At 59.1% G+C, this 18,946-nt stretch carries 17 protein-coding genes and 1 pseudogene; 16 read left to right on the top strand and 2 right to left on the bottom strand.

The annotated features are described in order from the left end of the window. Positions 1 to 1,674: 1,674 nt before the first annotated feature. From BLP23_RS23065 to BLP23_RS23045, 5 genes are all read left to right on the top strand, one after another. Entirely contained in the window at positions 1,675 to 1,884 is a 210-nt protein-coding gene (locus BLP23_RS23065) for a hypothetical protein (RefSeq protein WP_022715550.1), read from the top strand. Then, on the top strand, positions 1,884 to 2,258 hold the full coding sequence (locus BLP23_RS23060; RefSeq protein ID WP_092587110.1) for a GFA family protein: 375 nt from the start codon (positions 1,884 to 1,886) through the stop codon (positions 2,256 to 2,258). Before BLP23_RS23065 ends, BLP23_RS23060 begins: the two co-directional genes overlap by 1 nt. A gap of 146 nt (positions 2,259 to 2,404) precedes the next feature. Further along, on the top strand, positions 2,405 to 3,700 hold the full coding sequence (locus BLP23_RS23055; RefSeq protein WP_092587109.1) for an efflux RND transporter periplasmic adaptor subunit: 1,296 nt from the start codon (positions 2,405 to 2,407) through the stop codon (positions 3,698 to 3,700). A gap of 11 nt (positions 3,701 to 3,711) precedes the next feature. Then, positions 3,712 to 4,428 carry an ABC transporter ATP-binding protein gene (locus BLP23_RS23050; RefSeq protein ID WP_092587108.1) on the top strand — a complete coding sequence of 239 codons (717 nt, stop codon included), beginning with the start codon at positions 3,712 to 3,714 and terminating at the stop codon, positions 4,426 to 4,428. Beyond that, positions 4,418 to 5,626 (top strand): ABC transporter permease, encoded by a 1,209-nt coding sequence (locus tag BLP23_RS23045; RefSeq protein ID WP_092587107.1) that lies wholly within the window; start codon positions 4,418 to 4,420, stop codon positions 5,624 to 5,626. Before BLP23_RS23050 ends, BLP23_RS23045 begins: the two co-directional genes overlap by 11 nt. A 46-nt stretch (positions 5,627 to 5,672) precedes the next feature. Here the strand turns inward: BLP23_RS23045 and BLP23_RS23040 are convergent. Continuing rightward, positions 5,673 to 5,893 (bottom strand): annotated as a pseudogene (locus BLP23_RS23040) (dihydrodipicolinate synthase family protein); the annotation flags it as partial. 144 nt (positions 5,894 to 6,037) lie between these two features. Here BLP23_RS23040 and BLP23_RS23035 point away from each other — a divergent pair. Next, complete coding sequence (locus BLP23_RS23035; protein WP_092587339.1) at positions 6,038 to 6,652, top strand: GntR family transcriptional regulator; 615 nt, start codon at positions 6,038 to 6,040, stop codon at positions 6,650 to 6,652. A 46-nt stretch (positions 6,653 to 6,698) separates the two neighbouring features. On the opposite strand, the gene BLP23_RS23030 is transcribed toward BLP23_RS23035, so the two are convergent. Beyond that, positions 6,699 to 7,511, bottom strand: coding sequence for a ferredoxin--NADP reductase (locus tag BLP23_RS23030; RefSeq protein ID WP_092587106.1), 813 nt, complete (start codon positions 7,509 to 7,511; stop codon positions 6,699 to 6,701). Between the two features lie 244 nt (positions 7,512 to 7,755). Between BLP23_RS23030 and pcsA the strand changes: the two genes are divergently transcribed. From pcsA to yjfF, 10 genes are all read left to right on the top strand, one after another. Further along, positions 7,756 to 8,484 carry a phosphatidylcholine synthase gene (gene pcsA, locus BLP23_RS23025; RefSeq protein WP_092587105.1) on the top strand — a complete coding sequence of 243 codons (729 nt, stop codon included), beginning with the start codon at positions 7,756 to 7,758 and terminating at the stop codon, positions 8,482 to 8,484. Between the two features lie 9 nt (positions 8,485 to 8,493). Then, on the top strand, positions 8,494 to 9,474 hold the full coding sequence (locus BLP23_RS23020; RefSeq protein WP_092587104.1) for a quinone oxidoreductase family protein: 981 nt from the start codon (positions 8,494 to 8,496) through the stop codon (positions 9,472 to 9,474). 52 nt (positions 9,475 to 9,526) lie between these two features. Beyond that, entirely contained in the window at positions 9,527 to 11,092 is a 1,566-nt protein-coding gene (locus tag BLP23_RS23015; RefSeq protein ID WP_092587103.1) for an ABC transporter ATP-binding protein, read from the top strand. After that, positions 11,082 to 12,179: an ABC transporter permease gene (locus BLP23_RS23010; protein ID WP_092587102.1), complete on the top strand. Its 1,098-nt coding sequence runs from the start codon at positions 11,082 to 11,084 to the stop codon at positions 12,177 to 12,179. Before BLP23_RS23015 ends, BLP23_RS23010 begins: the two co-directional genes overlap by 11 nt. Beyond that, positions 12,176 to 13,093: an ABC transporter permease gene (locus BLP23_RS23005; RefSeq protein WP_092587101.1), complete on the top strand. Its 918-nt coding sequence runs from the start codon at positions 12,176 to 12,178 to the stop codon at positions 13,091 to 13,093. Before BLP23_RS23010 ends, BLP23_RS23005 begins: the two co-directional genes overlap by 4 nt. Before the next feature lie 48 nt (positions 13,094 to 13,141). Next, a complete protein-coding gene (locus BLP23_RS23000; protein WP_092587100.1) occupies positions 13,142 to 14,215 on the top strand; it encodes a BMP family ABC transporter substrate-binding protein in 1,074 nt (357 codons plus the stop codon). Positions 14,216 to 14,360: 145 nt separating this feature from the next. After that, a complete protein-coding gene (gene ytfQ, locus BLP23_RS22995; protein WP_092587099.1) occupies positions 14,361 to 15,323 on the top strand; it encodes a galactofuranose ABC transporter, galactofuranose-binding protein YtfQ in 963 nt (320 codons plus the stop codon). Between the two features lie 114 nt (positions 15,324 to 15,437). Further along, on the top strand, positions 15,438 to 16,961 hold the full coding sequence (ytfR, locus tag BLP23_RS22990; RefSeq protein ID WP_092587098.1) for a galactofuranose ABC transporter, ATP-binding protein YtfR: 1,524 nt from the start codon (positions 15,438 to 15,440) through the stop codon (positions 16,959 to 16,961). Then, positions 16,958 to 17,974 (top strand): ABC transporter permease, encoded by a 1,017-nt coding sequence (locus tag BLP23_RS22985; protein WP_092587097.1) that lies wholly within the window; start codon positions 16,958 to 16,960, stop codon positions 17,972 to 17,974. Before ytfR ends, BLP23_RS22985 begins: the two co-directional genes overlap by 4 nt. Beyond that, complete coding sequence (yjfF, locus tag BLP23_RS22980; protein WP_092587096.1) at positions 17,971 to 18,939, top strand: galactofuranose ABC transporter, permease protein YjfF; 969 nt, start codon at positions 17,971 to 17,973, stop codon at positions 18,937 to 18,939. The genes BLP23_RS22985 and yjfF overlap by 4 nt, the downstream gene beginning before the upstream one ends. The last annotated feature ends 7 nt before the right edge of the window (positions 18,940 to 18,946 follow it).

Here is an 18,946-nt window from a genome sequence, read left to right as displayed (position 1 = left end):
CTACCGAAGTCTAATTTAGAAGCAAATGAAATGATGATGCAGCGAGATTTTTGTTGCGCCGCATGCCATCACCTGGCGCGCCTCAAGCCTGTGCTCGGCGCTGGCAGCGTATCACCAAGATCTGTTAGCATTGCGCCGGTCAAACCTCCACAGTATTGGCGCTGTCGGACAGCGTGTTACTGCGTCTGTGCGCTCGGCCTCTCGATATCGGCAAGAATCCACTGGCGCAGGCACAACTCAAGGACTTCTGGATCACTAACGGATCTGCAGCTCGTTGAGACTGCGCTTCGAACATTAGGAAGATCCAACCTGCGAAGACCATTGTGCGGCGACATTTGTCGACCGCGGAGACAACCCTGTGCCCAGCACTGGACAGCTCTGACGGCACGGCCGGTGAGGGAAGATCCATTCAATCAGTTCAGCCGTGTTGCCTATCTCGCAAGCCGGCAAGGGCATCGAATGCTCAAACCAGCTTGACGGAGACAACCAGCGCACATGGTCTCGACCGCCCGCGACAGCAATGTCTTCAAGGCTGACTACCGCGTCGGCGACATCTGCATATCAATTGGGCGAACGGCACGGCTAAGGTGGCAATGTTGACCGGGTCCAAGTCGTTCAGGAGATAGGATATCCAACGATCTGACCGAACAGGCGTCGTGCCGATCTCAATATTACATCACCTAGCGAAGGTTGAGGGCCGTGAAGGAACTCTACACCAGCGCGGGTCAATGAGAAATGCATGCAGCCGTCGAAGCCGGAACTGTTTTCCTCAACTAGATCCATCTCCCACGCCTCACTGAGACCCGGCAAGTTGGCGTCCATTTCCTCAGAGTCGGACACCGGGTATCGCGCCCATGCCTCAACGGTCAGAAGTGCATTTCGAATTTGTGTCATGCAAGTATCGCGAGTCCTAGAAAGTTGATTAGCTGAGCAATGAATACTCAACATACTTGACGTTTATTGTCGAGTGACTTGGAAGTGACATATGGACTATTTTTTGGGGGGTGCGGTTAGCAAGGCGATGAAAAAATGGCCAGCCAGCAAATCATTTGCGAAGTGCTGTTCTTCTTTTCCTTGTTCGGCTTACTCTTCGGAACCTGGAAGTACTTAGACAGTAACTTAACTGCAGGGCGAAAGGAGACTGAGAAGGTTGCGGAAGTCCCTGCGGCACATAAGCTACCGACTGCTGAGCACTATGTTGCCAAGAGGGACTTCGAGAAACCACCCATGAAATCATGGACGCGATGCGGATCGGCTAAATAGCAGCAGGACAGTGAGGCCTGCCGTCGAGCGGCCTTTCTTTTCCGGATCCGAGAACCGGTAAAGGCGGAGACCCAGCCGCGAACCTCCTGTAGCCCGATTGCCAGGTCTCCTGCCGTAGCGGGGAGGGGTGTTCTACGGCCCGATAACGTTGATCGGCTTTCGTTGAGTCGGTCCATTTCAATGAACCGGTAAGGATAACAGCCGGTAAATATCCACCGTATGCGTTCCGATCCGAGGCATCATTAAAGGGGTCTCCTACACCAACTGGCGGCGGGTGTTTCGCTCTGCGCTGCGGAGGGCATGGCATCCTTCTCAACGATTCGAACCTTCAGTCTGTCGCTTTTCGGGCTTCCGCAAGCTTCCCAACGGCCCTGAACGCCCTAACTTCCGAGTTGTAAGAAGGAGGTTGCCATGGCCGACTCTGCCAATCAGACGGTGCCGACGCGCAGAGTGTTGCGCGGCCGGCCTTACAGCATAAGCGAATTCGCCCGGAAATACCGTTTGGATGAAAAGGAGGCCAAGCGGCTCTATGAAAAATTCGGACCGTCGGCGACCGAACTCGATCTCCTGATGGCCGCCAAGCGCAAGCCGCCGACGCTGCCCCTGGATTTTGACGCCTGATGAGAATGCGCACTGGGGGCTGCCTTTGCGGCGCCGTCAGATATGAAGTGAAGGGCGAGCCGCTTCGCGCCGGGCTCTGCCACTGTGCGGACTGCCGGAAGGAGAGCGGCTCGGCCTTCGTCACGTTCGCCGTGTGGCCGCTCGCAGCATTCGAGCACTCCGGTTCGGTCGCGACATATGAAGGCCGCAGCTTCTGTGCGGCATGCGGCAGTCGGCTGTTTTGTCTTACCGAGAAGGAGGCGGAGCTCCGGCTTGGATCTCTCGATGATGCACCGATGGAAATCGCGCCGCTCTACGAGGTCTGGATCAAACGCCGCGAAAGCTGGCTGCATCCGCTGCAGGGGACCGACCAGTATCATGAAGATGCCGGCTAAAAGCGGACTTTCATTACCAAGATTTAATTGCACTTTTTCGTCATTCCGTGCGAATGCGCCCCTAACGCTAATTTCCGGTTCATCTTCGCTATGACTATCTGGATGGTAAACGGAGCAGGCGCTTCTATTTTCGATTTGAGGGTTTTATGGACGATTCCGGAACCGGCAGGAAGGCTGCAGCAGCCAATACCGATCTTGCTGCCATCCTTTCGGCCTCCGCCAAGCGCGGCAATGGCCGCCGCTGGCGCGGCCGCCTAATCGCCGCTGCAGCATTGATCGCGTTCGCGGGGACCGGTACCTATTTTTACACCGGCCGCAGCGGCAACGGATACAGCTATGCGACGCAGCCGGCAAAGCGCGGCGACCTGACGGTTCTAGTGACGGCGACCGGCTCGGTGCAGCCTACGGAGCAGGTCGACATATCGAGCGAACTTTCCGGCACCGTGCGCGACGTCAATGTCGATTACAACAGCGAGGTCAAATCCGGCGAGGTGCTGGCAGTTCTCGATACGAACAAACTGGAGGCTGATGTGAAGAGCTCGCGCGCGAAGCTCGACTCGGCCAAGGCGAATGTGTTGAAGGCGCATGCCGATCTGCTGTCGGCGCAGGTTTCGCTGGAGCGCTTGAGGAGCCTCGTCAAAGGCAGCGTCTCGACGCAGCAGAGCCTTGACGATGCGACCTACAAATACGAATCCGCCGCAGCCACGAAGCAGATCAACGAGGCGGAAGTGCTCTCTGCCGAGGCCGACCTGCGGCTCGCCGAGGTCAACCTTGCCAAGGCAAGGATTGTTTCGCCGGTTGACGGCGTTATCCTGACCCGCTCTGTCGATCCGGGTGCCACCGTCGCCGCGTCGCTTTCCGCGCCAGTTCTCTTCACCATCGCCGGCGATCTCAGGAAGATGGAACTGCAGGTCGATGTGGACGAGGCCGATGTCGGCCAGATTGGCGTCGGGCAGAAGGCGACCTTCACGGTCGACGCCTATCCGAACAAGTCCTTTCCCGCCGAGATTGAGCAGATTCGCTTCGCCTCCGAGACGACCAACAATGTCGTCACCTACAAGGCCGTGCTTTCGGTCGACAACGCTGATCTCCTGCTGCGCCCGGGTATGACGGCAACGGCGGATATTACTGTCGAGGCCGTGAAGGATACCCTGATGGTGCCGAATGCTGCGTTGCGCTATGCACCGCCAGAAACCGAATCGCGCGGCAGCCGTGGCATCTTCGGTCTTTTCCGCCCGCCGCGTATGGGGCCTCGCTCCGGCGGCAACGGGCGTGAAGCGCTCACGGGCGCCAAACGGCGCGTCTGGGTGTTGCGCGAGGGCCGCCAGGTGCCTCTCGTCATCCAGGTTGGTTCCTCGGACGGCCAGTTCACACAGGTCACGGCCGGTGAACTCAAGGTAGGCGATGCGCTTGTGACCGACGCGACGACACGGACGCGATAGGCGGGCGAACGATGACCAGTCCGCCGCTTCTCGAATTCAGGCAGGTATCGAAGACTTACGGTCACGGCGAGGCGGCGATCCGCGCGCTCGACCATGTCGATCTACGGATTGGCACCCATGAATTCGTCGCGATCATGGGGCCGTCGGGTTCGGGTAAGTCGACGGCAATGAATATCCTCGGCTGCCTCGATGTTCCGAGCGCCGGGGACTACGTCTTCCAGGGCATCTCCACGACCGGTTTCGATCGCAGTCAGCTGACGCTGCTGAGACGCCATATGCTAGGCTTCGTTTTCCAGGGGTTCAATCTTCTCGCGCGGACATCGGCGGTCGAGAATGTAGAGTTGCCGCTGATTTACCGCGGTGTTGCAGCGGGCGAGCGCCACCGGCGCGCCAAGGAAGCGCTTGGCTTGGTCGGACTGACGGGCCGAGAGCACCATAAGACGCAGGAGCTTTCCGGTGGCCAGCAGCAGCGCGTGGCAATCGCGCGCGCGATCGTCACCGAACCAGCTCTGCTGCTTGCCGACGAGCCGACCGGCAATCTCGACACGAAAACCAGCGCCGAGATCATGGATCTGATGACGCGGCTGAACCGGGAGCAGGGCATCACCGTCGTCATGGTCACGCATGAACCCGACATCGCGGCCTATGCAGGGCGCATCCTCCGTTTCGTCGATGGAAAGCTCGAAGCAGAGGTCGCGCATCAGGGCGAGGCGGATCATGTTTCTTGAAACGCTGAAACTCGCGCTGCGCGCCATTAGCCGCAACATCCTGCGTTCCTTCCTCACCGTGCTCGGCGTCGTTATCGGCGTTGCCGCCGTCATCGCCTTGGTGACGATCGGCAACGGCACCACCGAGCAAGTCTCCACGGAGCTCTCGCGGCTTGGAACCAACATGCTCTTCGTGCGTCCGGGCCAGTTTGGTCCGGGGCGCGCGAGCTCCGAGGCGAGACGGTTCACCGTTAAGGATGTGGATGCAATCCGCGATCAGCTAACTGGCCTACGCGCAGTCGCGCCGCTCAACCAGACGACGGCGACGGCAATCTACGGTGGCCAGAGTCATTCGACTACCGTCATGGGCACGACCAACGACTATTTTATCGCGCAGGACTGGGACATAGCCCTCGGCCGCACCTTCGAGGCGGCGGAAGAGCGGGGCCGTGCCCGCTGCATTCTCGGCGAGACGGTACGATCGCAGCTTTTCGGCGCGGCCAATCCAACAGGGCAGCAGGTTCGCGTGGGCAAGGTGTCCTGCGGCGTCATCGGCGTGCTGGCGAAGCGCGGGCAATCGGGCATGGGCACTGACCAGGACGATGTCGTGATCATGCCCGTGAAGATCTATCAGCGTCGGATCGGCGGCAGAGCCAACGCCAATGTCCAGATGATCGTCATTTCGGCCCGTGATGGCGTTTCGACCTCCAAGGTTCAGACGGAGACCGAGAACCTGCTGCGCGAGCGCCGCAAGATCATTCCGGGCCGCGAAGACGATTTCAACGTCAACGATATGACGCAGATCGCCGAGGCCATGACGGGCACGACGACATTGCTCACGGGATTGCTTGGCGCTGTCGCCGCAATCAGCCTTCTGGTCGGCGGGATCGGCATCATGAACATCATGCTAGTGTCGGTCACTGAACGCACGCGGGAGATCGGCATCCGGCTCGCGATCGGGGCATTGGAGACGCAGGTACTGTTGCAGTTCCTGGTCGAGGCGGTTGCGCTGTCGCTCTTCGGCGGCATAACGGGCATCGTATTCGGATTAGGCATCGGCTTTACAGCCGTGACGCTCTTGAAGGTTCCCTTCGTCGTCAGCCCGCTGATGATCGCCGTCGCCTTCGTCTTCTCGGCCGCAATCGGCATGATTTTCGGCTATTTCCCGGCGCGAAGGGCAGCGCAGCTGAATCCGATCGAAGCCTTACGGCACGAATGAACAAGGCCGGTGATGCCCGCCCTTTGAACACTCCGTTGCCGATTGCTCAGAACTTCGGCAGGTCCGGGCGGTTCGCCAGTGCCTTTTCAATTACGTCAATGACGCGCTGGCGCTGTTCGCCGGAAAGCGGCAGGCGAGGACGCGGACGCGGTCGTTCGACTGGATGGCTTAGACTTCCGCAAGCTTGATGTTCTGGACGAGGAAGGTCGACACATCGAGTTCGAGCAGCGGCCGGAACCAGGGGTAGATGGCGCGCGCTTCATCAAGATCTAGCTCGCCGTTCTCAGTGAAATTCGTCGTTACTGCAGGAAATACGCCGCGCCACATTGACTCTGATATATCACGCTAGCTTGCCATCTGATTTGCGCCGTGTCAGTATCTGATATATCAGAATAGAATATGGACTATCGAATGCAGAGTTCACAGAGCCATCTGGCCTATCTCGCACTTGAACACGCGATTGTGACGCTGGTGTTGAAGCCGGGCGCGCTGGTGACCGAAAAGCAGCTGATCGATATTGCCGGTCACGGCCGTACGCCGGTGCGCGAAGCGATCCAGAAGCTTGCCTGGCAGGGGCTCATCATCGTCAGGCCGCGGGTCGGGCTGCAGGTGGCGGAGATCAAACCGGACGATCATGCCAATGTCATGCAGGTGCGCAGGGAACTGGAGCCTATTGCTGCGTCGCTGGTCGCAAAGCATGCGACGGACGAGCAGCGGGCGGCGCTGATAGACTGCGCCCGCACAATGACCAATTGCGCGGTCGATGGCGATCTTGCCGCCTTCTTCGCTGCCGACAAGGCATTCGACGAGCTTCTCGAAGAGGCTTGCCCGAATACGTTCATCACCGCGGCGCTCGGGCCTGTACAGACACATTCACGCCGTCTTTGGTATTCTACTGCCACTCCGGATCGGATGGACCGCTCGATCGCGCTGCACGTCACGGTTATTCGCGCCATCCAGCAGGGCAAGGCCGACGAGTCGCGGCAGGCAATGGCGGCCTTGATCGATTATCTCAGCCACAAATAGAAACGGCCCCGTCTCCGGAGCCGTTCAATCAATAAATCAAAAACCGTCAGCCGACGAAGGCGCGTTCGATGACGAATTCGGCCGGCTTGCTGTTGGCGCCTTCTTCAAAGCCTGCCTTTTCGAGCAGTTCCTTAGTGTCCTTCAGCATGGCGGAAGAGCCGCAAATCATGCCGCGGTCGATTGCCGGGTCGAGCGGCGGAACGCCAAGATCGGTAAAGAGCTTACCGGAGGAGATCAGGTCGGTGATGCGACCGCGATATTCGAAATCCTCGCGGGTGACTGTCGCATAGTGACGCAGTTTGTCGCCGACGATCTCGCTTAGCAGTTCGTCGTTCCGGATCTCTTCTATCAGATCGAACCCGTATTTTAGTTCCGCGACCTCGCGCGTCGTATGGGTGAGGATCACTTCCTCGTACTTCTCGTAGGTATCCGGATCGCGGATAAGGCTTGCGAAGGGCGCGATGCCCGTTCCAGTCGAGAACATGTAAAGCCGCTTCCCTGGCGTCAACGCGTCGAGCACCAGCGTACCCGTCGGCTTCTTGCGCATCAGAACCTGATCGCCTGGCCTGATGCCCTGGAGATGCGACGTGAGCGGGCCGTCCGGCACCTTGATCGAGAAGAATTCGAGTTCTTCGGCCCAGGCTGGGCTTGCAATGGAGTAGGCACGAAAAATCGGCTTGCCATCGACCATGAGGCCGATCATCGCGAATTCACCGGAACGGAAACGGAATCCCTGCGGCCGGGTCATCGTGAAGCGGAAGAGCCGGTCCGTATAGTGCGTGACGCTCAGCACCGTTTCGGCATAGACATTTGCCGGAACGGCGGAGGCGAAATCTTCGGTCTTTGCTGGAGCGTTCATTCGGTATCGGATCCCGTATTCGTCGCATGATCGGTCTGATGCGAGGCAGATATTACAAATACGCTGGAATTTAAAGGCATTCCATTCTCTGCGACGCTATCAGTAGGAAATATGCATATCATTGTCAGGTATCAATGCCTGCGTGATCTCGTCGTTTTTGCGCTGGCGAAGCGGGGCAAAGGATGCATATTAGGCCAAAACGCTGCCGGCAGGTTTTAAGCGGTGGCAGGCGGTACGGGGAAACATGAAGATTTTCAACTACAAGCGCGTTCCTTATGCAGAGATACGCGCCTTTTCCGTCCATATTTTGACAGCGTCCGGCTCTTTCCTTGCATTTCTCGGCGTGGTCGCCGCAGCCGAGCACCGCTTCATCGATATGTTCTGGTGGTTGGGCCTTGCTTTGCTCGTCGACGGCATTGACGGTCCCATCGCCCGCAAGGTGCGGGTGAAGGAGGTGCTGCCCAACTGGTCGGGCGACACGCTCGACAATATTATCGATTATGTGACCTACGTGCTGTTGCCGGCTTTCGCACTTTACCAGAGCGGCATGATTGGTGAACCCTGGTCTTTTGCCGCGGCCGGCATGATCGTCGTGTCGAGCGCCATCTACTATGCCGATATGGGTATGAAGACCGAGGAGTATTTTTTCTCCGGTTTCCCTGTCGTCTGGAATATGATCGTCTTTACGCTCTTCGTCATCGACGCAAGCGCTGCGACCGCCCTGACGGTGGTGATCGTCTCGGTGATCCTCACATTCCTGCCAATCAATTTCCTGCATCCGGTGCGCGTCCAGCGTCTGCGGTTCATCAATCTCGGCGTTTTCTTCTTCTGGTCGGCGCTCGGCATGTATTCGCTGCTCATGCACTTCAGTATGCCGCAGTGGGCCGTCATTCTCTTCGTGATCAGCGGTGTCTATCTTTATTGCATCGGCGCAGTGCTGCAGTTCTTCCCGGCGCTGGGACGTAGCGAATAGGAGGCGGTTATGACAAAGACGCAGGCGATTGCTTTCAGCCGCAATGGTGGTCCTGAGGTTCTTGAGTATGTCGATGTCGATTTGCCGCCGCCATCCGCCGACCAGGTCCAGATCAGGCACGCTGCAATAGGCCTCAATTTCATCGACGTGTATTTCCGCGATGGAACTTATAAGGCGGCGCATCTACCCTTCATCGCCGGGAAGGAAGCGGCAGGCACGGTGACGGCGATCGGGCCTGGCGTCGACGATTTCGCAGTCGGTGACCGGGTTGCCTATGCCGGTGCCGACGGCGCCTACAGCGTCGAGCGGAATGTGGAGACCAAGCACCTCGTCAAGGTGCCCGACGCGATCAGCCTGGAAACAGCAGCCGCGATGATGCTGAAGGGCATGACCGCCGAATATCTGCTGAACCGAACATTCAAGGTCGGCCCTGAGACGGTTCTGCTTTTCCATGCCGCCGCGGGCGGCGTCGGCCTCATCGCAGGGCAATGGGCAAAGGCGCTGGGCGCAACCGTGATCGGTACCGTCGGCTCGGAAGACAAGGTGAAGCTCGCGCTCGAGCATGGCTACGATCACGTCATCAACTACAGGGCGGAAAACTTCCTTGACCGCGTTCGTGAGGTCACCGGCGGCAAGGGCGTGGACGTCGTCTATGACTCAATCGGCCGTGATACCTTCCCGCAATCGCTCGACTGTCTGAAGCCGCGCGGCATGTTTGTCTCCTTCGGTCAATCCTCTGGCGCTATTGAGAATTTCACGATGGCGATGCTGGCGCAGCGGGGGTCGCTTTATGCAACCAGGCCGACGCTATTCACCTACATCGCCGCGCGCGATGAACTGACCGCCTGTGCAAACGCTCTATTTGATATTGTGCTAAGCAGCAAAGTGCGTATCAATATCAACCAAACCTATCCGTTGCGTGAGGTGGGACGGGCTCACACGGATCTAGAAGCAAGAAGAACTACGGGAACTACTCTGCTGATCCCATAAACGATCCGAAACGGACAGGTCGGCAGAGGGAAATGAGGGGAACGTGTCGTCATTGAATGCGCTGCCGTCCGGTGCGTTATTGTCGGTCAAGAAACTGACGAAGCTCTTCGGTAGCTTTACCGCCTGCAACGAAATCGATCTCGATATCGCTCAGGGCGAAATACACGCGCTTCTCGGAGAGAACGGCGCAGGCAAGTCCACGCTGGTGAAGATGCTGTTTGGCGTTTTGGAGCCGACGGCCGGCGATATCCTTTGGGAGGGAAAGCCGGTTGCGGTTGGCGCGCCTGGAGAAGCCCGCAAGCTCGGCATCGGCATGGTCTTTCAGCATTTTTCGCTCTTCGAAGCCCTGACGGTCGCCGAAAATATCGCGCTCTCCCTCGATGACAAGATTCCGATCGGCCGTATCGCCGAAGAGGCGAGGGCATTGTCGCGCGCTTACGGACTGCCGCTCGATCCGCACGCCCATGTGGCCGATCTTTCCGTCGGGGAGCGTCAGCGCATCGAAATCGTCCGCGCTTTGCTCCAGAATCCGAAGCTGATCATCCTCGACGAGCCGACCTCAGTTCTAACGCCGCAGGAGGCCGACAAACTCTTCGAAACGCTCTTCAAGCTGAAGGCGGAGGGCCGCTCGGTGCTCTATATCAGCCATCGCCTAGAGGAGGTGCAACGCATTTGCGATCGCGCAACCGTGCTTCGCCACGGCAGGGTTACCGGCGCTTGCGATCCAAAGCGGGAGACTCCCGGGTCCCTCGCCAGAATGATGGTCGGCTCCCACGTGCCGAGCGTGAGCCATCCCGATCGCGGCAATGTGGGGGACGTTCAACTTGCAGTAACGAGCCTTTCGGTCGCTCCGCGCACGCCCTTTGCCACACCGCTCAGGGATGTGTCGCTTGCGGTCCGCTCCGGCGAAATCTTGGCGATTGCCGGTGTTGCCGGAAACGGGCAGGGCGAGCTTTTCGACGCCTTGTCCGGCGAATATCCGGTGGCGCAGCCTGACGCGATCATGATCCGAAGGAAGCCTGTCGGCACGCAGGGCATCACCGCCCGCCGCCTGCTCGGTGCAGGCTTCGTCCCGGAAGAGCGACACGGCCACGCCGCAGTTTCGGCCCTGAAGCTTTCGGACAATGTGGTGCTTGCGCGCAGCCAGTCGGACCGCAAGGCGTTCCTTGGCGGCGGCTTTCTCAAGGTCATCCGGCGCGGAGCGGTGAGGAGTGCGGCAAAACGCATTTCGGAAAGCATGGACGTCCGCAAGAGCGGTGAGGATCCCGCCGCGGCGGCGTTGTCGGGCGGCAATCTCCAGAAGTTCATCGTCGGTCGGGAGCTCGACCGCCAGCCGGTGGTCCTCGTCGTCAATCAGCCGACCTGGGGCGTCGACGCGGGGGCTGCGAGCCACATTCGTCAGGCGCTCGTCGATCTTGCACGCGCCGGCTCTGCCGTCGTCGTCATCAGTCAGGACCTCGATGAGATATTCGAAGTCGCAACCGATATCGCCGTCATTTCGGAAGGGCGTCTTTCGCCGCCGTTCCCGGCCGGTGAACTGACCCGCGAGCAGATCGGCATCCTGATGGGCGGTCTACATGAAAGCGGGCCTGCCGCGGAGACCGCCGATGCGCATTGAACTCGAAAAACGGCCGCAGGTCTCGAAACTCTTCGGGTTTATTTCGCCGCTCCTGGCACTGGTGCTGACGCTGGTTGCAGGCAGTATCATGTTCGCTCTGCTCGGCAAGGATCCGGTCGGGGCGCTGAACGCCTTCTTCGTCGAACCCTTGCTTGAAGTATGGTCGCTGCACGAACTGGCGATCAAGGCGGCGCCGCTCATCCTGATCGCAGTCGGCCTTTCGGTTTGCTACCGCTCAAACAACTGGAATATTGGTGCCGAGGGCCAGTTCACCATCGGCGCGATCGCAGGCTCGATCCTGCCGATCGTCTTCTACGATTGGCATTCGCCGCTCGTTCTACCGCTGATGCTCCTCATGGGCGCCATCGGCGGCGCGCTCTTCGCCGCCATCCCGGCACTCTTGAAGGCGCACTTCAATACCAATGAAATCCTGACTTCGCTGATGCTGGTTTATATCGCCCAGCTTTTCCTCGATTGGTTGATCCGTGGTGCCTGGCGCGATCCGAAGGGCTTCAATTTTCCCGTGTCGCGCGACTTTGCTCCAGAGGCGGTCCTTCCGGCTATCTGGGAGGAGTCGGGACGCGCGCACTGGGCCTTCATCTTCGCGATCCTCGCAGCGGTCCTTGTCTGGTTTATGATGCGTTATACGCTGAAGGGCTTCGAGATCGTTGTGCTCGGCCAGTCCGAGCGGGCAGGGCGCTTTGCGGGCTTCTCCTCGAGGCGGATGATCTGGTTCAGCTTTCTGTTGTCCGGTGCGCTTGCCGGTCTCGCCGGCATTTCCGAAGTATCCGGTTCGATCGGCCACCTGCAGCCGGCCATTTCGCCGGGTTACGGCTTCACGGCGATCATCGTCGCCTTTCTCGGACGCCTCAATCCCCTCGGCATCACCGCTTCCGGCCTCGTGCTGGCGCTTACCTATCTCGGCGGCGAGGCGGCACAGCTCTCGATCGGGGTGTCCGACAAGGTGACGCGTGTCTTCCAGGGGCTTCTGCTCTTTTTCGTCCTCTCGTGCGACACCCTGATCTTCTACAGGATCAGGATCGTCTGGTCGCGGGTGCAGGTAGTCACCGGAAAGGTGGCACAATGATCTTCGAAGCCATCTTGCTGACCGTCATCACGGCTGCCACGCCTCTCGTGATCGCTGCATTCGGCGAACTTGTGACAGAGCGCGCTGGTGTCTTGAACCTTGGCGTTGAGGGTATGATGATCATGGGCGCTGTCGGCGCCTTTGCGGCTGCCCAGGCCACCGGATCGCCTTATGTCGGCCTGCTGGCCGGTATCGCGACCGGGGCAGCGTTTTCGCTTCTCTTCGGCTTCCTGACGCTGACGCTGGTAACCAATCAGGTCGCGACCGGTCTTGCGCTTACGATCCTCGGGCTTGGGGCCTCCGGGATGCTCGGCGAGAGCTATGTCGGCATCCCCGGCATCAAGGTTCCGCAGATCTACATTCCGTATCTTTCCGAAATTCCCTTCATCGGACCGGTGCTTTTTCATCAGGATCTGGTGTTCTACCTGTCGATTGCACTCGTCATCGGGATCAACTGGTTCCTCTTCAAAAGCCGCAGAGGCCTGAAGTTGCGGGCGATCGGCGACAATCACAGTTCGGCACACGCGCTCGGGATCGATGTCATTCGTACCCGCTACCTGGCGGTCATGTTCGGCGGCGCCTGTGCAGGGCTTGCCGGCGCGCAGCTATCGCTCGTCTATACGCCGCAATGGGTGGAGAACATGGCGGCGGGGCGCGGCTGGATCGCGCTTGCGCTCGTCGTCTTTGCGTCCTGGCGGCCGTGGCGGGTGCTTGCTGGAGGCTATCTATTCGGTGCGGTCTCGATCGGCCAGCTTCACGCGCAGGCCTTTGGGATCGGCATTCCGTCGCAGTTTCTTTCGATGCTGCCTTATGCCGCGACTATTGTCGTTCTCATTGTCATTTCTCATAATCGGCGCACGACGTTGATCAATACGCCGGCATCGCTTGGCAAGGCTTTCGTGCCTGACCGGTGACGCACAACAACAGACGGGTTTTCAAACTCCCAACCAACAGGGGCTAAAATGAAGAAACTAGCACTCGCACTTGCGGCAACAGCAGCGCTTTTAATCAGCGTCGGTTCGGCCGCACAAGCCGCAGACAAGACCAAGGTCTGCTTCATCTATGTCGGTACCCGCACGGACGGCGGCTGGACGCAAGCCCATGAAAACGGCCGCCTGCAAGTTGAAAAGGAATTCGGCGACAAGGTCGAAACACCTTACCTCGAAAGCGTTCCGGAGGGCCCGGATGCCGAGCGCGCGATCGAGCGCATGGCCCGCTCTGGCTGCTCGCTGATCTTCACCACCTCATTCGGATTCATGGATGCCACCGTCAAGGTCGCCCAGAAGTTCCCGAAGGTGAAGTTTGAGCACGCAACGGGCTTCAAGGCAGCGGAAAACGTCGCGACGTACAATTCGCGCTTTTATGAGGGCCGCTACATTCAGGGCCAGATCGCCGCCAAGATGTCGAAGAAGGGCCTCGCTGGCTACATTGCTTCCTTCCCGATCCCGGAAGTGGTGATGGGGATCAACGCATTCGAACTCGGCGCGAAGTCCGTCAATCCCGACTTCAAGCTGAAGGTCGTATGGGCCAACACCTGGTTCGACCCGGGCAAGGAAGCGGACGCCGCCAAGGCACTGATCGACCAGGGTGTCGACATCTTGACACAGCACACCGACACCACGGCGCCGATGCAGGTTGCTGCCGAACGCGGCATCATGGCCTTCGGTCAGGCATCGGACATGATCAAGGCCGGTCCGAAGACCCAGTTGACGGCAATCGTCGACACATGGGGCGCCTACTATACCAAGCGCACAAAGGCCCTGCTCGACGGCACCTGGAAGTCTGAACAGATCTGGGACGGCCTGAAGGACGGCATCCTGACCATGGCGCCCTACACGAACATGCCGGACGACGTGAAGAAAATGGCCGAAGAAACCGAGGCCAAGATCAAGTCCGGCGAACTGCATCCCTTCACCGGCCCGATCAACAAGCAGGACGGTACGCCCTGGCTGAAGGATGGCGAGAAAGCCGATGATGGCACGCTGCTCGGCATGAACTTCTACATCCAAGGCGTCGACGACAAACTGCCGCAATAATCGCTGGCTTTCGCAGTCGCAAAAGGCGCTCCCTCTCGGAGCGCCTTTTTTTTGCGAGCCATCCTAAAATAGTAATTTACAAAAGTAATACTATATGATTTTTTCTCTCCTGCGCCGCGAGGAGCGGCATTTGGGAGAGACAATCATGAAATTGAAAAATGCACTTTTGAGTGCCACGGTTCTGGCTGCCTGCATGTTCGGTTCCGCATCTGCAGGTGAGCTGGTCGTGGGCTTTTCACAGATCGGCTCGGAGTCCGGCTGGCGTGCCGCTGAGACGACGGTGACGAAGCAGGAAGCTGAGAAGCGCGGCGTTGATCTGAAATTTTCGGATGCCCAGCAGAAGCAGGAGAACCAGATCAAGGCGCTTCGCTCCTTCGTTGCACAAGGCGTCAACGCGATTTTCCTCGCTCCCGTCGTCGAAACCGGCTGGGACGATGTCCTCAAGGAAGCCAAGGAAGCCGAAATCCCGGTCATCCTGCTCGACCGTACCATCAAGGCTCCGGATGATCTCTATCTGACGGCTGTGACCTCCGACCAGGTCCATGAAGGCAAAGTTGCGGGCGAGTGGCTCGTCAAGAATGCCGGCGACAAGAAGTGCAATATCGTCGAATTGCAAGGCACCACCGGCTCCTCGCCGGCGATTGCCCGCAAGAAGGGCTTCGAGGAGGCACTCGCCGGCCACGACAACTTCAAGATCGTGCGCAGCCAGACCGGCGACTTCACCCGCGCCAAGGGCAAGGAAGTCATGGAAAGCTTCCTGAAGGCTGAAAACGGCGGTAAGGACATTTGCGCGCTTTATGCCCACAACGACGATATGGCCGTCGGCGGCATTCAGGCGATCAAGGAAGCCGGCCTAAAGCCCGGCAAGGATATCCTCGTCGTCTCGATTGACGCCGTTCCGGACATCTTCCAGGCGATGGCGGCAGGCGAAGCCAACGCGACGGTCGAGCTTACGCCGAACATGGCCGGCCCGGCATTCGATGTGCTTGACGCTTACCTGAAGGACAAGAAGGAGCCGCCGAAGTGGATCCAGACGGAATCGAAGCTCTACACGCCGGCTGATGATCCTATGAAGGTCTACGAAGCCAAAAAGGGCCTCGGTTACTAATTGACACTGTGGCCGCACCGGTCCCCCAGGGACGGTGCGGCGCTGCCCGTGCGAGCGGGACTCGTGCCGGCAAGTGCAGGGGCGTGAGCGGTCATATCTGGAAAATATCGAGCCATGATTCACGATTTCGAGAACGTTCTCATCGCGTCCGGAATATCGAAATTCTTCCCCGGCGCTGTGGCGTTGGACAAGGTCGATTTCAAGCTTCGCAAGGGCGAAGTCCATGCGCTGCTCGGCGAAAACGGAGCCGGCAAATCCACACTCATCAAATGCCTGACCGGCGCCTATCGCCGCGATGAGGGAAGGCTTGCGCTCGAGGGCAGCGAGATCGACCCCTCCGATACGCTGGCGGCACAGAGGCTCGGCATCGGCACCGTCTATCAGGAGGTGAACCTCCTGCCGAATCTCAGCGTCGCCGAGAACCTTTTCCTTGGCCGTCAGCCGCGGCGTTTCGGCATGGTCGATACGCGTGCAATGAACCGGATGGCGCGCGAGCTGCTGGCGCAATATGGCTTGGAAATCGATGTCACGGCACAGCTCGAGCGCTTTTCCGTCGCCGTCCAGCAGGTGATCGCCATTGCCCGTGCAGTCGATCTTTCCGGCAAGGTTCTGATCCTCGACGAGCCGACCGCGAGCCTCGATACGCACGAAGTCGCAATGCTCTTCAATGTCATCAATGACTTGAAGAAGCGTGGATTAGGTATTGTCTTTATTACGCATTTTCTTGAACAGGTATACGAAATCAGCGACCGTATCACGGTGCTTCGCAATGGCAGACTTGTCGGCACCCGGGAAGTGGCGGAACTGCCGCGGCAGGCGTTGATCCCGATGATGCTCGGCCGCGAACTGGCGCAGACGGAAGAGGCCGCAAAGGAACGCACGGCCGCTGCGGGCAGCGTCAAATATCGCTTCGAGGGCTATGGCAAACGTGGCAAGGTAAAGCCTTTCGATCTCGACATTCGCGTGGGCGAAGTCGTTGGCATAGCCGGCCTGCTCGGTTCTGGACGTACAGAGACGGCAGAACTTTTCTTCGGTATAGAGCATGCCGACAGCGGCAGGGCGATGATCGATGGAAAGATTGTGGCGTTGTCGAGCCCGCGCGCTGCGATAAGGCACGGCTTCGGTTTCTGCCCGGAGGACCGCAAGACCGACGGGATTATCGGCGATCTGTCGATCCGCGAGAATATCGCGCTGGCGCTTCAAGCCCGCCGTGGCTGGGCAAGACCGCTGTCGCGCGGCGAACAGAACGCTCTTGCGGACCAATATATCAAGGCGCTCGATATCCGCACGACCGACCGCGAGAAACCGATCCGGCTACTTTCGGGCGGCAACCAGCAGAAAGCCATCCTCGCGCGCTGGCTTGCCACCAATCCTGATTTCCTGATCCTCGACGAGCCGACGCGCGGCATCGATGTCGGTGCCCATGCGGAGATCATCCGGCTGATCGAGGAGCTTTGTGCAAAGGGCATGTCACTGATCGTGATTTCATCTGAATTGGAAGAGCTTGTCGCCTATAGTTCACGCGTCGTCGTCCTTCGCGACCGCGAGCATATCGCCGAGCTTGCTGGAGACCGCTTGACGGCATCCCACATCATCGACGCGATCGTCGCGGCCGAACAGAAAATGGAGGATGCATGAGTTCCTCGCTGAAGGCGCTTGCCATACGTCTGGCGCCGCAATTGATTGCGCTGGCCGTCATTCTTTTGTTGAATTTCATTATGTTTCCGCAGTTTTTTAATGTCGTCGTTCAGAATGACCGCCTCTATGGCAGTCTGATCGACGTCCTGAACCGCGGCGCCCCCGTTGCCTTGCTCGCCATCGGCATGACCCTGGTGATCGCGACGAAGGGCATCGATCTTTCCGTCGGCGCCGTCATAGCGATCTGCGGGGCGGTTGCCGCATCGTCGATCGTCTCCGGCAATTCGCTGGCCTACACACTGATCATGACGCTTTGCGTCGGGCTGCTTTGCGGCGTTTGGAACGGCTTCTTGGTGGCGATCCTGAATATCCAGCCGATTATCGCCACGCTTGTGCTGATGGTCGCCGGACGCGGCATCGCCCAACTGATCACCGAAGGCGTGATCATGACGTTCAATGATCCGGGTCTGATATTCTTCGGTAGCGGCTCCTTCGCCTTTTTGCCGATGCCCGTCGTGATCTGGCTGATCGCCGGCGCGTTGGTGATCCTGCTCGTCAGACGGACCGCACTCGGCATGCTGATCGAATCGGTCGGCATAAATCGCCGTGCCAGCACGCTTTCCGGGGTTCGCACGCCCGTTCTTTTGATGGCGGTCTATATGCTGAGCGCGCTCTGTGCGGCGGTCGCGGGCGTCATCGTGGCCGCCGACATCAAGGGTGCTGATGCCAACAATGCCGGTCTCTGGCTGGAGCTCGATGCGATCCTGGCGGTCGTCGTGGGCGGTAATTCTCTCCTCGGCGGGCGCTTCAGCATTCTCGGCTCGCTGATCGGGGCGATGATCATCCAGGCAGTCAATACCGGCATCCTGCTGTCCGGTTTCCCCCCGGAATTCAACCTGATCATCAAGGCCGTGATCGTTCTGATCATTCTCATCATCCAGTCGCCTGCGCTGCAATCCGCCGCAGTCTTCTTCAGCCGCAAGCCAGAAGTCAGAGCGGAGCTGTTGAAATGAACTCGAAATACCTGCCGCTCCTGGCAACCATCGTCATCTTCGTCCTTTCCTATGCGGCCTGCGCGCTGCAGTACCCGAACATGCTCTCGACCCGCGTCGCCGGCAATCTGCTGACCGACAACGCTTTCCTGGGAATTGCCGCGGTCGGCATGACGTTCGTCATCATCTCGGGTGGTATCGACCTTTCGATCGGCTCGGTCATCGCCTTTACCGGCGTGTTCCTTGCCGTCGTGCTGCGGGACACCTCGATTCATCCGCTGGCAGCCTTTGCGTTGGTTCTCGCCATCACCACTGCCTTCGGTGGACTGATGGGCGCGGTGATCCACTATCTGAAGATGCCGGCCTTCATCGTGACGCTTGCCGGCATGTTCCTGGCGCGCGGCATGTCCTACGTGCTTTCGATCGACAGTATTCCCATCGATCACGATTACTATTCGACGCTGACCGGCATCTACTATCGCCTGCCGGGCGGCGGACGCTTGACGTTGGTCGGTGGGGTCATGCTGCTGGTTTTCATCGCCGGCATCTTCATTGCGCATCGCACCCGCTTTGGAGCAAATGTCTACGCGCTCGGCGGTGGCGTCCAGACGGCGGAGTTGATGGGTGTGCCGGTCGGCCCAACGACCATCCGGATCTACGCGCTCTCCGGCTTTTTGGCGGGCCTATCCGGAATCGTTTTTTCGCTCTATACGTCTGCCGGATATTCCCTGGCGGCGGTCGGTGTCGAACTTGACGCCATCGCGGCGGTGGTCATTGGGGGGACTCTTCTGACCGGGGGAGCAGGATTCGTAGCGGGAACCTTCATCGGTCTCCTGATACAGGGGCTTATTCAGACATACATCACCTTCGACGGGACGCTCTCGAGCTGGTGGACGAAAATCCTGATCGGCCTTTTGCTCTTTGCGTTTATCCTGATGCAAAAGGCCATCCTGTTCTTGTCCAGTTTGAACAAGAGGTACGCCTGACGGAGGA

Source organism: Rhizobium mongolense subsp. loessense (genome assembly GCF_900099775.1).
Lineage (GTDB): Bacteria > Pseudomonadota > Alphaproteobacteria > Rhizobiales > Rhizobiaceae > Rhizobium > Rhizobium loessense.
The sequence above is the reverse complement of the archived record's forward strand: the minus strand, read 5'-3'. Positions and strand labels throughout refer to the sequence as shown.

Excerpts from the sequence above, each read along its gene's own strand:
- BLP23_RS23065 (WP_022715550.1), top strand. The coding sequence starts at position 1,675 with ATGGCCGACTCTGCCAATCAGACGGTGCCGACGCGCAGAGTGTTGCGC.
- BLP23_RS23060 (WP_092587110.1), top strand. The coding sequence starts at position 1,884 with ATGAGAATGCGCACTGGGGGCTGCCTTTGCGGCGCCGTCAGATATGAA.
- BLP23_RS23055 (WP_092587109.1), top strand. The coding sequence starts at position 2,405 with ATGGACGATTCCGGAACCGGCAGGAAGGCTGCAGCAGCCAATACCGAT.
- BLP23_RS23050 (WP_092587108.1), top strand. The coding sequence starts at position 3,712 with ATGACCAGTCCGCCGCTTCTCGAATTCAGGCAGGTATCGAAGACTTAC.
- BLP23_RS23045 (WP_092587107.1), top strand. The coding sequence starts at position 4,418 with ATGTTTCTTGAAACGCTGAAACTCGCGCTGCGCGCCATTAGCCGCAAC.
- BLP23_RS23035 (WP_092587339.1), top strand. The coding sequence starts at position 6,038 with ATGCAGAGTTCACAGAGCCATCTGGCCTATCTCGCACTTGAACACGCG.
- BLP23_RS23030 (WP_092587106.1), bottom strand. The coding sequence starts at position 7,511 with ATGAACGCTCCAGCAAAGACCGAAGATTTCGCCTCCGCCGTTCCGGCA.
- pcsA (WP_092587105.1), top strand. The coding sequence starts at position 7,756 with ATGAAGATTTTCAACTACAAGCGCGTTCCTTATGCAGAGATACGCGCC.
- BLP23_RS23020 (WP_092587104.1), top strand. The coding sequence starts at position 8,494 with ATGACAAAGACGCAGGCGATTGCTTTCAGCCGCAATGGTGGTCCTGAG.
- BLP23_RS23010 (WP_092587102.1), top strand. The coding sequence starts at position 11,082 with ATGCGCATTGAACTCGAAAAACGGCCGCAGGTCTCGAAACTCTTCGGG.
- BLP23_RS23005 (WP_092587101.1), top strand. The coding sequence starts at position 12,176 with ATGATCTTCGAAGCCATCTTGCTGACCGTCATCACGGCTGCCACGCCT.
- BLP23_RS23000 (WP_092587100.1), top strand. The coding sequence starts at position 13,142 with ATGAAGAAACTAGCACTCGCACTTGCGGCAACAGCAGCGCTTTTAATC.
- ytfQ (WP_092587099.1), top strand. The coding sequence starts at position 14,361 with ATGAAATTGAAAAATGCACTTTTGAGTGCCACGGTTCTGGCTGCCTGC.
- ytfR (WP_092587098.1), top strand. The coding sequence starts at position 15,438 with ATGATTCACGATTTCGAGAACGTTCTCATCGCGTCCGGAATATCGAAA.
- BLP23_RS22985 (WP_092587097.1), top strand. The coding sequence starts at position 16,958 with ATGAGTTCCTCGCTGAAGGCGCTTGCCATACGTCTGGCGCCGCAATTG.
- yjfF (WP_092587096.1), top strand. The coding sequence starts at position 17,971 with ATGAACTCGAAATACCTGCCGCTCCTGGCAACCATCGTCATCTTCGTC.